Origin of the sequence: Micromonospora sp. NPDC048842 (assembly GCF_040649935.1) — a bacterium.
Taxonomy (GTDB): Bacteria; Actinomycetota; Actinomycetes; order Mycobacteriales; family Micromonosporaceae; genus Micromonospora; species Micromonospora hortensis.
In genome coordinates, this window is record NZ_JBEZGK010000012.1 from 65,020 (window position 1) to 78,965 (window position 13,946).

12 protein-coding genes are annotated in these 13,946 nt (G+C 67.9%); 7 read left to right on the forward strand and 5 right to left on the reverse strand.

The window, feature by feature from the left end; translation table 11 throughout:
• The first annotated feature begins 248 nt into the window (after positions 1-248).
• The 4 genes from AB0C19_RS18590 to AB0C19_RS18605 all read left to right on the forward strand — a co-directional run bounded on the left by AB0C19_RS18590 (position 249) and on the right by AB0C19_RS18605 (position 5,359).
• Entirely contained in the window at positions 249-404 is a 156-nt protein-coding gene (locus tag AB0C19_RS18590) for a hypothetical protein (RefSeq protein ID WP_357186642.1), read from the forward strand.
• A gap of 152 nt (positions 405-556) precedes the next feature.
• Positions 557-1,903: a sporulation killing factor system radical SAM maturase gene (gene skfB / locus AB0C19_RS18595; RefSeq protein ID WP_357186645.1), complete on the forward strand. Its 1,347-nt coding sequence runs from the start codon at positions 557-559 to the stop codon at positions 1,901-1,903.
• Entirely contained in the window at positions 1,896-3,473 is a 1,578-nt protein-coding gene (locus AB0C19_RS18600) for a CPBP family glutamic-type intramembrane protease (RefSeq protein ID WP_357186648.1), read from the forward strand. The genes skfB and AB0C19_RS18600 overlap by 8 nt, the downstream gene beginning before the upstream one ends.
• 62 nt (positions 3,474-3,535) lie before the next feature.
• Complete coding sequence (locus AB0C19_RS18605; RefSeq protein WP_357186651.1) at positions 3,536-5,359, forward strand: ABC transporter ATP-binding protein; 1,824 nt, start codon at positions 3,536-3,538, stop codon at positions 5,357-5,359.
• 53 nt (positions 5,360-5,412) lie between these two features.
• Here AB0C19_RS18605 and AB0C19_RS18610 read toward each other — a convergent pair whose 3' ends face one another.
• Both AB0C19_RS18610 and AB0C19_RS18615 read right to left on the reverse strand, forming a co-directional pair.
• A complete protein-coding gene (locus tag AB0C19_RS18610; protein WP_357186654.1) occupies positions 5,413-8,283 on the reverse strand; it encodes a BTAD domain-containing putative transcriptional regulator in 2,871 nt (956 codons plus the stop codon).
• Between the two features lie 385 nt (positions 8,284-8,668).
• Positions 8,669-9,109 (reverse strand): VOC family protein, encoded by a 441-nt coding sequence (locus tag AB0C19_RS18615; RefSeq protein ID WP_357186657.1) that lies wholly within the window; start codon positions 9,107-9,109, stop codon positions 8,669-8,671.
• A gap of 149 nt (positions 9,110-9,258) precedes the next feature.
• On the opposite strand from AB0C19_RS18615, the gene AB0C19_RS18620 reads away from it, so the two are divergent.
• The gene (locus AB0C19_RS18620; RefSeq protein ID WP_357186660.1) at positions 9,259-9,537 is read left to right on the forward strand and encodes a hypothetical protein; all 279 of its coding nucleotides are present in this window, start codon (positions 9,259-9,261) and stop codon (positions 9,535-9,537) included.
• Between the two features lie 7 nt (positions 9,538-9,544).
• Here AB0C19_RS18620 and AB0C19_RS18625 read toward each other — a convergent pair whose 3' ends face one another.
• On the reverse strand, positions 9,545-10,297 hold the full coding sequence (locus AB0C19_RS18625) for an MBL fold metallo-hydrolase (RefSeq protein ID WP_357186663.1): 753 nt from the start codon (positions 10,295-10,297) through the stop codon (positions 9,545-9,547).
• A 563-nt stretch (positions 10,298-10,860) separates the two neighbouring features.
• Here AB0C19_RS18625 and AB0C19_RS18630 point away from each other — a divergent pair.
• Positions 10,861-11,229, forward strand: coding sequence for a nuclear transport factor 2 family protein (locus tag AB0C19_RS18630; protein WP_357186666.1), 369 nt, complete (start codon positions 10,861-10,863; stop codon positions 11,227-11,229).
• Positions 11,230-11,491: 262 nt separating this feature from the next.
• Positions 11,492-11,968, forward strand: a complete 477-nt coding sequence (locus AB0C19_RS18635) for a hypothetical protein (protein ID WP_357186668.1) — start codon at positions 11,492-11,494, stop codon at positions 11,966-11,968.
• A 624-nt stretch (positions 11,969-12,592) separates the two neighbouring features.
• Here the strand turns inward: AB0C19_RS18635 and AB0C19_RS18640 are convergent.
• On the reverse strand, positions 12,593-12,883 hold the full coding sequence (locus tag AB0C19_RS18640; RefSeq protein ID WP_357186671.1) for a DUF2625 family protein: 291 nt from the start codon (positions 12,881-12,883) through the stop codon (positions 12,593-12,595).
• A gap of 86 nt (positions 12,884-12,969) precedes the next feature.
• Positions 12,970-13,632, reverse strand: coding sequence for a hypothetical protein (locus AB0C19_RS18645; RefSeq protein WP_357186674.1), 663 nt, complete (start codon positions 13,630-13,632; stop codon positions 12,970-12,972).
• Positions 13,633-13,946 lie beyond the last annotated feature (314 nt).

Consider the following 13,946-nt stretch of genomic DNA (forward strand, 5'->3'; position numbering starts at 1 on the left):
GACCACCCTGCTGGTCAGGCGATTCAAGGTTAGTTCCAGATCTGCTGCATGGCGGCCCGGCACATTTTCGGTCACGGCCTCGATAAACAGTACGACACGGGGGGATCCGGGCGACGCGCGGCCCGGATCAGAGATTCGTCTCGCTCCGCGAGGAGTCGGGCGCTGGATGGCCCGCTCCGGAGCGGGCCATCACGGGTCGCACTGTTCCGGGGATGTCGACCGAGTGATCCGGGGAGGGGGTGATTGACATGCAGAAGTCGAGCAGCACGCTCAACCGACTCGGCTCGGAGAAGCGGGCCGAACCGATGGTTAAGTCCGTGGGTTGCGGCATTTGCTGGGCCAGCGGCTGGGCGCCGTTCGTCGCGGCGTGCTTGGGGCCGCCGCCGTACTCGCAGGCCATGTGACCGATTCCGGCCGGCCGTTCGGGGCGGGCGTGACGCCCGCCCTGGACGGCCGGAGCCGTACCTCTTCGGACGACGAGATCCCGCCAGTCCCGGACCACACGGTGCCGACCCAGCTGCCGGGCCGACGGCCGGCCAATCCCGAGGGAACCCTTATGACAACCGCGCTTTCCCACGCGTCCGGTGACTCGGTCGCCGGCACCGCTGACCCACCATCGCCTGACTGGGGCATTCACCTGCAACCCGTCGGTGGGCTGTTGGTGGATCGCAACAGCCTGAACTACGTACGACTGTCCAGCGAGGCGCTGGAGATCGCCCTCCAACTGGCACGGACGCGCAGCGTGGCCCGCACCGCCCGGATCCGGGCCGGCACCTCCCGCCGTGACCCGGACGAGGTTCAGGCGGAGATGGTCGAGGCACTGAACGGATCGTGGTTGACCTCCTCCTGGCTCAACGGGGCGCTCGACCAGCCCCTGCGGGTGTCTGGCTCGACCGACGCGTACCTGCCGCTACTGGCGTCGCTCCAACTCACCAACCGGTGCAACCTCAGCTGTTCGTTCTGTTACGCGAGTTCCGGGCCCGCCCTGCCCGGCGAGTTGACCGCCGACGACTGGGTCAAGGTGCTGGAGCGGCTGGCCCAGTCCGGGATCGCGGCCGTGACCCTCACTGGTGGTGAGCCGACCATCGCCCGGGACTTTCGGCGCATCCTGGCGACCGCCACCGCGCTGATCGACCACGTCGACATCTTCACCAACGGCTTGCACTGGTCGGACGAACTGGTCGCGATGGCAGCCGCCTGCGGCAACATCCGGGCCCAGATCAGCATCGACGGACGCGCCGAACGGCACGATCTCATCCGGGGGCGGGCCGGGGCCTACAACGAGTCGCTGCACACGATGCGACGCCTTTCCGCAGCAGGGGTACCAGTGATCGTCGCGATGACGGTGACCCCCGCGAACTACCAGGACGTCGCCGCCGTCGTCTCCGACGTGGACAGCGCCGGCGCCCGACTGTTCCGGGCAGGTCGGGTGGTACCAGTGGGCAGGGGCGACCAGGACGGGTTCGGACTGACACCGGATCAGGTCGCCGATGTGATCCGGCAGTTCCAGGAGACACGCCACCTCAACCTCGAGTCGCTGGGCTGGGACCAGTGCGCGGATCTCGGTGAACAGTTGGCGCCGATCGGGCTGCCCGTCGAGTTCCTCACTCCCGGCTACCTGAGTTGGCACGTCCGTGCCGATGGCCAGGTGACCCCGTGCCAGATCGAGGCGGAGTCCCTCGGTCGGATCCTCGCCGAGCCACTCGAGCTGATCGGGGAACCGGGTCGGCTGGCCACCGTCCGGTCCACTGCCCGAGGTTGCCGCTGTATCCAGCGGCTGAATCCCACCGAAGACGTTGACCTGCCGTTCGGTCTGACGCCGGGGCCGTCGGTCCGCATGGACGCGGCGACCGGCGGCTGCTGTGGTACGGCGCGCTGCGGCTCGGGGTGCGGCGATGACTGAGAGTGTTGTTCTGGCCGTTGTCGGTCTGCTGTTCGGTGCGCTGTTCATCGTCCTACGGACCCGGGCGTACCCCACCGAGCCGATGCCCCCGGTGATGGACGCCGCGGCCGCGACGGATCAGGCGGCGGCGACGGTACGACGCCTCTGCGGTCTCGACGTCACGGGCTGGCGCTCCTTCGCCGTCCTGCACTTCGATGGCATCGTCGACCGGTTGCACCACCTCGGGCTCGTCGCCCGGCAACGGGAGTTCCTTAACGGGTGGGGTCTACAGGGCTCGTGGCGGGTCCGCTTCATTGGCGCCGACGGCAGCGTCCTGGTCGGACTCTCACCCCGGGGCGATGTCGTGCTCTTCGAACTCGCCGGTGATCTGCGCGGCCGGGTGCTCGACCGCGTCGTACCTGCCCGACCGGGCGACGGCACGGATCGGGGCGGCGACGGCCGTGTGGCGCCGGGCACCGGCGACGACAAGGGGCTGCGACAGCGGCTCGGCGTCCCCGACGGGGTCTGGGCCGGGGCGGAGCCGGTGGGCGCCGGGTACTGGACCCGTGAGGACGAGTCGACCGAGCGTACCCGCCGGTTCCGGGCGACCAGTCCGGACGTCCGGATCGAGTTCGAGGTGGAGTCACTCGGCGCGACGGTGCTGCGCGTCGACTCCCTGGTGGAGTTGACCAACGAGCAGATACCGGCACTCGAGCGGGCCGAGCAGCGGGAAGTCCTCGCCGGTGCGGGAGCGCTGCTCGGCTCGGTGCTGGCACTGGTCGGCGGGGTGGCCCTCCTCGCGTTCGCCGGTGGTACGGCGCAGGCGTCGTTGGCCGCAGTGTTGGCGGTGCCCGTCCTGCTGGCGGTCCTCTTCGGTGAGGGCGGCCGGTTCCGATACACGGCGGTGCACGGTTACGAGGGGACGCAATCATGGGCGTCCTTCAGGGCGATCAACGCGCTCACGTCGGCGGTGACGGCGGTGACCATGAGTGCCGTGGTGGTGGTCGCCGCCCTGGCCGGCTCACTGGTCGCCCAGCGGGTCGGGATGCCCACAACCTCGGATCTTGGTCGGCAAGTTATCTGGGGCGCCTGCCTGGCAGCGATCTGGCTGGGACTCGCCGCGGCCGGGTACGCGCTCTTGCGTCGGACGGGACTCGCCCGGGTCTCTCCGAACCCGGACCGACGTTCGTTGCGTACGGTCGGAATGGACCTGCCCCACGTGCTCTCGCTGACCGCGCAGAGTTCGATCGGCGAGGAGGCGGTCTTCCGGCTCCTCGCGGTGCCGGTCGTACTCTGGCTGACCGGTCAGCCGTTGCTCGCCGCCCTGGTCGCCGCGGTGCTGTGGGCCGGTACGCACAGCGGGAGCATGGTCCGCCCGCGGTGGATCCGATTCGCCGAACTGACCCTCATCGGCGTGACGTTGGGGCTCGTGGCCATCGAGATCGGGATCGTTGCCGCCCTGGTCGCGCACGCACTCTACAACCTCGTCGTGCTCAGCGCCCCGCTGCTCGGCGTCGACTCCGGCCGGCGGCGGGTCGGCGAGGAGACGCCGACTGAGGCTCGGCGAGTATCGGCGAACTCCGCCGCCTGAGGGTCCCGGACGTGCCGCCCGCGCCCGCCCTGTCCATTCGTCAGAACCCAGGGAGTCCCACCATGCGTACCGATATCCGCCGTCACCCTCTGGAGGCCGGCCCGGTGCCTCCGACAGGTCCCGTCGCGGTGCCGTTGCGTGAGCTGCTCGGCCTGCTCCGCCCACAACGACCGGTACTGCTGGTGGCGGCCGTCCTCGGCATCGTGTCCGCCGGTCTCGCCCTGGTCCAGCCGCTGCTGGCCATGCGCACGATCAACGCGATGCTGCTCGGCCAACCGGTCGCGTCACTCGCGATCTGGTTGGTCCTCCTCTTCCTCGCCGCCGCGGCGATCTCTGGTGTGCAGAGTTTCCTGTTGCAACGCGGCGGCGAGGCGCTGGTGCTACGGCTGCGAATCGGTCTGACCGACCGGCTGCTGCGGCTGCCGATGCGGGAGTACGACCAACTCCGCACCGGAGACCTCCTGTCCCGGGTCGGCACCGATACCACCCTGCTACGGGCAGTGGTGGCCAACGGGATCGTCAACGCGGTCATCGGCGTGGCGTCACTGGCGGGTGCGGTCGCGCTGATGCTCTGGCTCGACTGGTTCCTGTTCGTCTTCGCGGTCGCGTCGGTGGCCCTGGGCGGGTCGATTCTCGCGTTCGTGATGATCGGGATCAGGCGCTGGTCGGAACATGCACAAGGGCGGATCGGTCTGCTCCTCGCCGATCTCGAGCGGGCCCTGGCGGCGATGCGGACGGTTCGCGCCGCCAGGGCCGAGGATCGGGAGGCCGAACGGATCGGTGGACGAGCCAGGGAGGCGTATGACGCGGGCATCCGGGTGGCTCGGCTGGACGCGATGATCGTTCCGGCCGTGTCCCTGAGCGCCAACGGCTCATTCCTCCTCGTACTCGGTCTCGGTGGTGCCCGAGTCGCCTCCGGCCACCTGGACATCGGCCAGTTCGTGGCCTTCCTCCTGTACGTGTCGTTCCTGCTCGTGCCGTTGGTCGCCGTCTTCGCCGGGGGAAGCGCCGTGCAGAAGGGGATGGCCGCTCTGCAACGCATCCACGAGACCATGGCGCTCGACCTCGAGCAGACCGCCGACGACGAGCGGGACGGCGCCGACGACGGGAACGGGCCGCCCACTTCGATTGCCGGGCGGGAGACGCCGGCCCTGGAACTGCGCGATGTCCACTTCTCCTACGGTCCGGGGCGGGAGGTGCTGCGGGGTGTGTCGTTCGACGTCGCGCGGCATACCAGTGTGGCTCTCGTTGGTACGTCCGGTGCGGGCAAGACCACCATCTTCGCCCTGGTCGAACGCTTCTACGAGGCGTCCCGGGGAACGATCCTGCTTGACGGTCGGGACATCGCGTCGATGCCGGTCGACGAACTGCGGTCGATGGTCGGGTACGTCCAGCAGGAGTGCCCGCTGCTCGCCGGCACCCTCCGTGACAATCTCACGTACGCCTGCCCGGGTGCGGACGATGACGAACTCGCCGAGGTGCTCCGGGTGACCAATCTCGACGAAGTGGTGGACCGACTGCCTGACGGGCTCGACACCCAGGTGGGCGAGCACGGAAGCATGCTCTCCGGTGGGGAACGCCAGCGGGTGTCGATCGCTCGCGCGTTGCTGCCCCGACCTCGGTTGCTGCTGCTCGATGAGCCGACCGCGCATCTGGACGCGGCCAACGAGGCGGGGTTGGCGGAGTTGGTGCGAAACATCTCGCGTTCATGCACCGTACTGATGATCGCGCACCGGAGTTCGACGGTTCGAGCCGCCGACCGGATCGTGGTGCTCGCCGACGGAGAGGTTTCCGCGACCGGTACCTCCGACCGGCTTCCAGCCGGGGCCGGCATACCGACCGAGCTCTTGGCCGAGCAACGAAGAGAAGCTGTTCGCGTGGATTGACCTGGAATCGTGTCCACCACTGAGGCTGCGAACCGACCTGGGTGGCTCTCTGCTCAGCGAGGTTTGGTCAGCGCGGTCGGGTCGGCTGGCGGCCTCACGAAGCCAGCCGACCGCGGGCGAGCATCTGCAAGCACGCCCTGACTCGCGGCGAGCTTGTCGCGGACCTGTTCGACCTCCGGATGCCCGATCGCCGTGAGGATCTCCAGGGCGCGCAGCCAGCAGAGGTTGGCGGCCTCCGGGTGGCCGAGGGCCTGCTGGGTGTCACCAAGGTGCCGTAGGGCCTCCGCCTCGTTGTAGCGGTGGCCCAGTTCCCGGTTGAGTTCCAGCGCCCGGCGGTAACAGCGGGCCGCCCGCTGGTAGCGACCGAGATGGTGATGGGCGTAGCCGAGCGTGTCCCAACTGTTCGCCTCACCGGTACGGTCCCCAAGCTGACGTTGCAGGACGACAGCCTGCTGGCAGTAACGGACCGTCTCCTGGTACTCCCCGAGCATCGCGTGATCCCAACCGAGCGCGTTGAGAGCGCGAGCCGCACCTGCCTGATGCCCGTTGTCGCGGAACAGCTTCAGCGCGCGTTGGTCATGGCGCAACGCTGCCGCCTGATCGCCTTCCTTGTCGCTGACCCAGCTCAATGTCAACAGCGCGTGTGCCTGGCCGACCCGGTCGGCGAGTTCGTCCAGCAACGTCAGTGCGCGTTCCAGGTGAGCCCGGGCCAATTCGAGCCGGCCGGTCTCCGAGTAGGCGGGAACGATGTCCTGGTGCGCCTGCGCCTGCGCGGCCCGGTCACCATTGCGCTCGGCGACAGCCAACGCGCGGTTCTGCACGGCGATGAGGTCCTCCCAGTGCCCCCGGCGACCCAGAAAGGTGGTCAGTGCCCCGGCGAGCTGCCAGACGTACCGGTCAAGCCCGTCCCTGGCGGCCAGCTCGACCACCTGCCTCAGCACGGCGTACTCCTCGGTGAACCAGGTCAACGCCTGGGCGTTGTCCGCTGGCTCCTCCGGCTGAACGCCCGCCTGGACTGGCTGTGGCTCGCTCGGATTCCGCAGCGGGGACAGCCGCCGGTCGGCGCACTGAGCGCTGTGGAGGTAGTGCTCCACGATCCGGTGCAGGGCGTCGCGGCGCGCCTCCGCAGGCTCCGACTCAACCAGTTCGGCCGCGTACGCCCGCAGCAGGTCGTGGCAGGTGTACCTGCCCGGCACCCACTCCACCAGAAGCTGCGCCCGGGTCAGTTCAGCGAGGATGCCACGTACCTGCCGTTCCGGCACGGCGGCGAGGCTGGCGGCGGCCCGTACCGAGGTGTCCGGCCCGGGGTGCAGCCCGAGCAGGCGGAACAGCCGCGCCGCCGGCTCGCCGAGCGCGCGGTACGACCAGGAGAACACCGACCGTAGGTCGGTGGCCGGGTCCCCGCTGCCCGAGAAGCCGTCAAGGCCGCCCTGCAGTTCGGCCAATTCCCGGCCGAGCGCGGCGAGCGGGAACCCGGGCCGGGTCGCCGCGCGGGCCGCCACGATCGCCAGCGCCAGCGGCAACCCGGAACACCGCTCGACGATGTCGTCCACCGGCTGCGGTTCGGACTCCACCCGGTCGCCGCTGAGCCGACGTGCCAGCAGCTCCCGGGCGTCAGCGGTGCTGAGGAGGTCGAGCGTGACCGGGTGGGCGCCCTCGACCGCCACCAAGCCGGACAACTGCTGTCGGCTGGTCACCACCACCACGCAGCCCGCGACACCGGGCAGCAACGGACGGACCTGCTCGGCGTCGCGGGCGTTGTCGAGCACGATCAGCATTCGCCGACCGGCGACGATGCTGCGGTACAACCCGACCTGCGCGTCCAGATCCAGCGGCACCGCATCGGGCGGCACACCGAGGGCGTCGAGGAAGCCGCGTAGCGCTACCGCCGGTGGCAGCGCCTCCGCGGTGGGCTCGAAGCCGCGCAGGTTGACAGCCAACTGTCCGTCGGGAAACCGGTCTAGGTTGTCGTGGGCCCACCGCAACGTGAGCCAGGTCTTACCGATCCCACCCATCCCCGCGACAGTCATGACGGCGGGCCCGCTTTCGGGCTGGCGGTCCACGGCATGGGTCAGCGCCGCCAGCTCACGAGCCCGACCGGCGAAGTGCGCCGGCGGCGGTGGCAGTTGTCGGGGCGGGTGAGCCGTGGCCGGCTCAGTAGGTGCCCGCACCACGGCCGAGGCGGCGAACTCACGATCGCCGTGGAGGATCCGGAGAAACAGCTCCTGCAGGTCACGCCCCGGGTCGATGCCCAAGACGTCGGCCAGGCGTTGCCGGATCTGGTGGTACTGGTCGAGGGCTTCCGCCTGTCGACCGGAGCGGGACAGCGCCAGCATGAGCTGGCCGGCGAGACGCTCGTCCAATGGCTGTTCGGCCAGTTCACGCGACAGCTCGGACAACAACGCCGAATGCTGACCGCGACGCAGGGCGATGTCGGTACGGTCGCGCTCGGCGGCCAGCCGCGTCTGACGCAGAGCGGTACGCAGGGTGTTGAACCAGGGGGTGTCCAGGCGCGCGAACGGGTCACCGCGCCACAGCCCGATCGCCTCGTCGAACTGCCGCAGCGCGTCGTCGTCGTCCACGGCGAGCCGGACGCGGGAGACCAACTCCTGGAAACGGTGCAGATCCACCATCAGGGGATCGACCTTGAGCAGGTAACCGCCCTGTTGCCTGACGATGGCGACGTCGTCGGCGCTCCTCAGACAGCGCCGTAACCGGGAGAGGTAGCTGTAGAGCGCACCGTGTGCGCGTTGCGGCGGCCGGTCCACCCACACCCTGTCGAGCAACTGGTCGACGTGAACGACCTTGTTTGCCTCGACCAGCAGAACTGCCAGCACGCATCGCTGACGGACATGCCCCAGGTCAATCGCATTGCCGTCGATGAAGGCCTCGACATCGCCCAGCAGCCTGAATTGCGCGACCATGAGCCCCCACTGTTCGCACCTGCCCCCACCAGCAGATTCAAGCTTCCCACAAAGTTTGTTCAAGGGGCGTCCGCTAGGTGACGGGCCGGGTCGTGCGGAACGAATCCGAACGCTCCGAAGATCGCTCCAGTGGCTTGTTCAGACACAGTCCACCCAGGACTTACGAGGGGTCGATCTCGAATGATGGACAGGCCAGGTCCGTTTCTAAATGCGACCACAAGGTGGGATCACACCGAATGCGACGGATGGGCCGGCCAGTAGGCAAGCCTCCGGCCGACCTGACGGACCGGCTGATCAAATCCGTATTTTCGGAATGCACGTGGCAATGCCGGAGACGCGGCGGTGATGGGCCGCGAGCCGGATCCGTAGTCGGCGGCGTCGAGTCTCAGGTGAGCTGTTCGGCCAGTCCGACGAGGATGCCCTCCGGGCCGCGGACGTAGCAGAGCCGGTAGACGTCCTCGTACTGCTCCAACTCCCCCACGAGTTCGGCGCCGTGGCCGCGCAGCCGGGTGATCACGTCCTCGATGTCGTCGACGGCGAACATGATCCGTCGAATGCCCAGCGTGTTCGCCGGCGCGTTCTTCGGTTCCCCGCCGATCGCCGTCGGCTGGTGGAACATCGCCAGCTCGACCTTGCCGTGGCCGTCCGGGGTCCGCAGCATCGCGACCTCCTGCCGGACGTCGTCGATCCCGATGACGCGCTCCACCCACCGCCCCTCGACCGGCCCTCGCCCCTCCAGTTCCATGCCGAGTTCGACGAAGAACGCGATGACCGCGTCGAGGTCCTCGACAACGATGAGGACGTTGTCCATCCGCTGGATCGCCATGCTGAATCTCCCTGCTCTGGTGCGGTCACGGTGACCGCATCCTCCCCGAGGACGGAGCCACCCGGCCGTTCTCGACATGAAGAACGGGCTGTCTGCCGCGGGACGGCCCCCACCAGCCGTCATCCACGGGGGGCTGGAAGGCTGAGTGAGTGGGACTGCGGAACGAGTTGGCGGCGAGGCTTGCCGAGGAACGCCTTGCCGAATGGCAACGCGTCGACTACGGCGCCTGGCGGGCGATGCTCGGCGACAAGGACCTGAACACCGTTCTCGGCGCGGACGGTACGCGGTACAACGTGGTGAGCTACGCCCTTGATGACGGCGACGGGCGCATCCGCATGTCGGTCGCCGTGGATCACGGGATCTGGTCGGCATTCGTACCGCTGGTGCGTGACGAGATCATGAATCCGGACGGCACGTTCGTCGAGTGAGGGGCAGTCAGCTATCTGGCGTCCCCAGCATCAGGGTGAACCCTTCCTCAGCCGCCAGTACGGCACCGTCGAACTCCACCTGTGCGGCGGCCACCGCGGCTGCCCGATCATTGCCCGGCCAGAAGTGGGTGAGCATCAGGCGGCGGGCACCCGCCCGGCGAGCCCACAGACCGGCTTCGCTGGAGGTCATGAGGTTACGGGTGGGACGGCTGGTCTCGCCGTCGTGGTCCGTCGCCTCGACGATGAACAGGTCGGCGCCACGACCCAGCTCGGCCAACGCGGGAGTCGGCCCGGTGTCCCCGGAATAGGCCAGGGCAATCCCGTCGGCCTGAAGCCGAATGCCGGCGTTGGGCACGAAGTGCGGTAGAGACAGCCCGCTAAGGTCGAACGGCCCGACCCGGTAGCTGCCCGGCAGGGGGTGCAGGTCGAATACCGCGTGCAGGTCGACGTCGGGTTCCAAGCCGCTGAGCCGGTCGAGCACGCCGGGTGGGCAGAACAACGGCAGCCGTGGTCCCCCAGGTTGGCCGTAGAACCGCATCCTGAACAGACCGTGCAGGTCGACGCAGTGATCCGGGTGCTCGTGGGTGATGACGACAGCGTCCACCGCACCATCGGGCCAGTGCCTGAGAAACCGCGGCAACGTGGCGTAGCCCAGGTCAAGCACCACGCGGAAGCCGTCCCAGTCCACCGCGAAGCCGCTACAGGCACGGCCTGGTTCGGGAAAGGCACCGGAACTGCCGAGCACGGTGACCTGTCGCATCCGCACAGCGTGTCATCTCCTGAGGTGGGATGGACAACCGCTGGTATGGGATGCGGCCCGCCTTGAGCCACCGGAAGACGCACCGGCACAAGTGAACGGTGACTCTGGTCCCGGAACGACATGATCTTGACCCGCTGTCCGGTCTGCCGCGGCGCGCCGCTTCCAGCAACTACTGATGTGAGCGCTGGCGTGTGGCCGACCCGGTGATAGCGATCGACGCGCCGGCGGGGCTTGAGCTTTTCCGCTAAGCGCTTCAGATGGAGATTCAGCCCGGCCGACCTCGAAGACCTGATGGCCCGGATCGAGCGACACGAACAGAAAGAGCAGAACCCCCAGCAACCCGCCGGCTGCGACAACCAGCCTGCCGCACGCCCTGGCCGCATAACCCTGAAGAATCTACGGTTTCAAGCACTAAGTTGCGCGGGAACCACGACATTTGCCTCCCGATTCACACTCTCGTCGACGCGGCTACGGTTGGGTAGAAACCAATCGCCTGCGCACCAATACCGGTCATTGAACGCCGTCACGGTCTTCTTCTGTCCAACGCCAGTAGGGTTGGGGGCATGAGCGCCCTCACCGACTACATCAACGCCTGGAACAGCAACGACACGGAGAGCATCGCCGCGACGGTCACACCTGATGCCGTCGTGACCGAAAGCTACGGACCCGTTTACCACGGGCAGGAGCGCATCCGAGAGTGGGCGGACATGTGGTTTGGCCGGGGCAGCCGTGTTCTGAACTGGGTCATCACGAACGAGTTCACCTCTGGTGACACGACCGTGGCTGAGTGGCGCTTCGACTACCGCGAGGAGAACGAGGATCGGTCCTTCGAGGGCTTGACGATCGCCACCGTACGGGATGGAAAGATCGCGGCGCTGCGCGAGTACGCCACGACCGCTGACTTGTACACGTGGGAAGGCGAGTGGAAGTAGGCAGCACTTCACGGCCTCGTCCACGATCGGAACGAAACCGATCGGTTCGCGCCACCGGCCCGCTCCGTTTCTCATCTCGCAGTCCTCATTGGACGCCGACCGGCGCGAGAACCGCGACATCCAGCCTCGCGATTCACAGGCTGAACCAGATCGAAGTCTCTCGATCACAGCCCCCTGGCTGCGACAACCAGCCTCTGCCCCACGCGCCCTGGCCGCATAACCCACTCGGTCAGTCACCCGGCAAGTCGCTAGGGTCCCTGCCATGGCGTCCTTCACCCCTGCGGAGACCGAACGGCAGTGGGACTACGAGCTGCTTCAGGACGGCGCAGTCTCCGGCTTCCAGGATGAGAAGCAACTCGACCGCGTCGTGAGCGAGCTGATGAGTCTCGGATACGGCGTCGCTCAGGCTCGCGGTGGCAACGGAACGGGCCTGCTCGGAGAGCTCCTCTCCCAGGTGACGATGCGGTACTGCGGCTGGTCGGTCCAGAACCTGGACGCCTTCTGTGACGCCCTGCGCTACATCGACTTCACCGGCGTCACGGGCTGGGCTCTGGCCATCCGCCAGTTCGACGAGACGTTCAAAGCCGACCCGCACTGGGCCCGGACCATGGCCGACACCATCGCCCAGGTCTCGTACGAGCACCTACTCATGGGAAACCGACTCCTCGTGTTGCTGCAAAGCCGCGATGAGAACGTGACGCTCGGCCGACTCGGCGGTCACGAGCACTCGTGGCGCTAGCCCTGTGGCTGTGGGCGTAGAACTGCTGTCAGCTTCGGAGTCAGGTTGCTTGTCTCGGCTCGGCCGCTACCGATGGGCCCCCGACGGCTCCTCTCCTCGGGGCAGCACTTCATCTTCCGCGCCGCATCCCCACCACGAACGGCGGTGACTTGCCCCATGGCGGGGAGGGCCGCCGGTCAACGCATCCACGTCGGCACAAACCCACACCGTTGAAGGCGCCGACACAGCGTTCCGCATCCACGACGGCGACCAGCTCATCGCGGAGGTCCCCCGGGCGAACCAAGAGCTTTCGAGGCTGACCTCGTGCATTGTCCCGTCCGGTCCCATCCGGAACGTCCGCGGCGGGCCCATAGCCCGTAGTGCCTTCGCGTATCCAGCTTCACGCACGGCCTGCACCTCGCCGGACGGGTCGGTCACGCGGAAGCCGTGCAGATGCACCGCCTCGGCGTCGATGTCGTCCGACTCGGGGTGCCGTCCCCGAGATGCCCGCCCCGCCAGCCCTCACCCACCACGGCATCCGCACCGTGCGGGTTGAACGCCGCGCCAGCTGCCGAGGACTCCGGGTGCTGAGGAACGCCACCATGACACCACGTCCGAACGTCGAGCGGAGAGGCAGGCGGCGTTCTATAGGAGGCCGAGCTGACGGGCCGCATCCTGATGAGCCGAAACGAGTTCAGCAAGCCGAATCGGCTTGCGAGACACTGCCGAAAGACTCTTGCCCTCCATGGTCCACGGCGGCAGCAACGCGCTGATCCCCTGATCCAGAGCAACACTGGCCACCTCAGTTTCCCACCCCGGCCACCGCAAGCCCTGATAGAACTGAGTCACGGCACCGGCGAGCATCGCCTCCAGCCAGTCGCCGTACCCAAGCTCAAGATCCTGCCAGGCCAGATCCTCCGGACCGAAGTAGTGCACGGTCGGCCTTACACCCGGCTCCGCCTGCAACCACTACGGTGACAGGACCGCAATCGCGGCAGGTTCGTCCGGGTTGACCCAGGGGCCTATGCCGCCGTGGTCGGGTAGCCGTACTCATTTGCCTTCTCGCGCAGGTCGGCCAGTTCGACTTCCGGATTGAGCGCGCTTACGGCTGCGTCGGTCAGTGGACGGAGCGCAACGACGTGTTCAACCGCAGCGCGATCCAAGTCGATTTCGAAGACATCCTTGGCGTGCTCGATGTACTCCGAGACGATGTCGTCGCAGAGGATGTCGAGCAGCCATGAGCCGTCTGGGTCGACCTCATCGTCGTCCGCAGGTGAGAAGTCGATGTCGTTGCCGGCATGCCACCGCTCGTCGTTGGTGCGCCGCCAGAGGACGAAGGTGGCGTCAAGAGTGCCGTCCTGCCGGCAGAACGCAGGCTCGTACACCTGCTTCTGGAACTGCTCAGGCAGTCCGTCGATGAGGCCCGGCCACAGCCGCCCGTCGGTGTGGCTGAACATCGACGACTCATGGTAGATACCCCGGACGAATACGCCGTTGGCGGCGAAGACGATGTCGTACTCCTCGCCGCTGCCGTTGCGCATCGACGCCGCCTCGTCCTCGCCCCATTCGCGGTCGTAGGCGTAGTAGTCGCCCCCGACGATCGCATCGAGCATCGCCAGGGCTTTGCAGCGCTCGCGCAACACGTCGATGGAAGGCAGCCGCGCGGCGATGTCGTAGACGGTCACGCCGGGAGCCTATGTCCCGACGGCGAACCAGCGCTGCAAGTCGCCATGCCCTCCGGCAGCCGACCGAGCCAGGACCCAGCGGCATCACGGCCACGGCAAGAACCGCAGCCGAAGCGCGGGCAAGGGACGCGCTACCGCGTCCGGTACCTCGCTCCGGACGGCAGAGAGAAGTCGCAGTCATTCCCCGACAAGAAGACACGCATCTCCGACCGACCAGTGAGGACCGAACGCGGCGCGCCATCGACACCGCGTTCGGCGAGAACCAGGCCGCCAAGGACGGCCCGGAAGCCGTTGACGGCCTGGAGACGGCATGA

Bases quoted from the DNA above. Each gene is read 5' to 3' on its own strand.
- AB0C19_RS18600 (WP_357186648.1), top strand. From the start codon at position 1,896: ATGACTGAGAGTGTTGTTCTGGCCGTTGTCGGTCTGCTGTTCGGTGCG.
- skfB (WP_357186645.1), top strand. From the start codon at position 557: ATGACAACCGCGCTTTCCCACGCGTCCGGTGACTCGGTCGCCGGCACC.
- AB0C19_RS18590 (WP_357186642.1), top strand. From the start codon at position 249: ATGCAGAAGTCGAGCAGCACGCTCAACCGACTCGGCTCGGAGAAGCGG.
- AB0C19_RS18625 (WP_357186663.1), bottom strand. From the start codon at position 10,297: ATGCGACAGGTCACCGTGCTCGGCAGTTCCGGTGCCTTTCCCGAACCA.
- AB0C19_RS18610 (WP_357186654.1), bottom strand. From the start codon at position 8,283: ATGGTCGCGCAATTCAGGCTGCTGGGCGATGTCGAGGCCTTCATCGAC.
- AB0C19_RS18630 (WP_357186666.1), top strand. From the start codon at position 10,861: ATGAGCGCCCTCACCGACTACATCAACGCCTGGAACAGCAACGACACG.
- AB0C19_RS18605 (WP_357186651.1), top strand. From the start codon at position 3,536: ATGCGTACCGATATCCGCCGTCACCCTCTGGAGGCCGGCCCGGTGCCT.
- AB0C19_RS18635 (WP_357186668.1), top strand. From the start codon at position 11,492: ATGGCGTCCTTCACCCCTGCGGAGACCGAACGGCAGTGGGACTACGAG.
- AB0C19_RS18615 (WP_357186657.1), bottom strand. From the start codon at position 9,109: ATGGCGATCCAGCGGATGGACAACGTCCTCATCGTTGTCGAGGACCTC.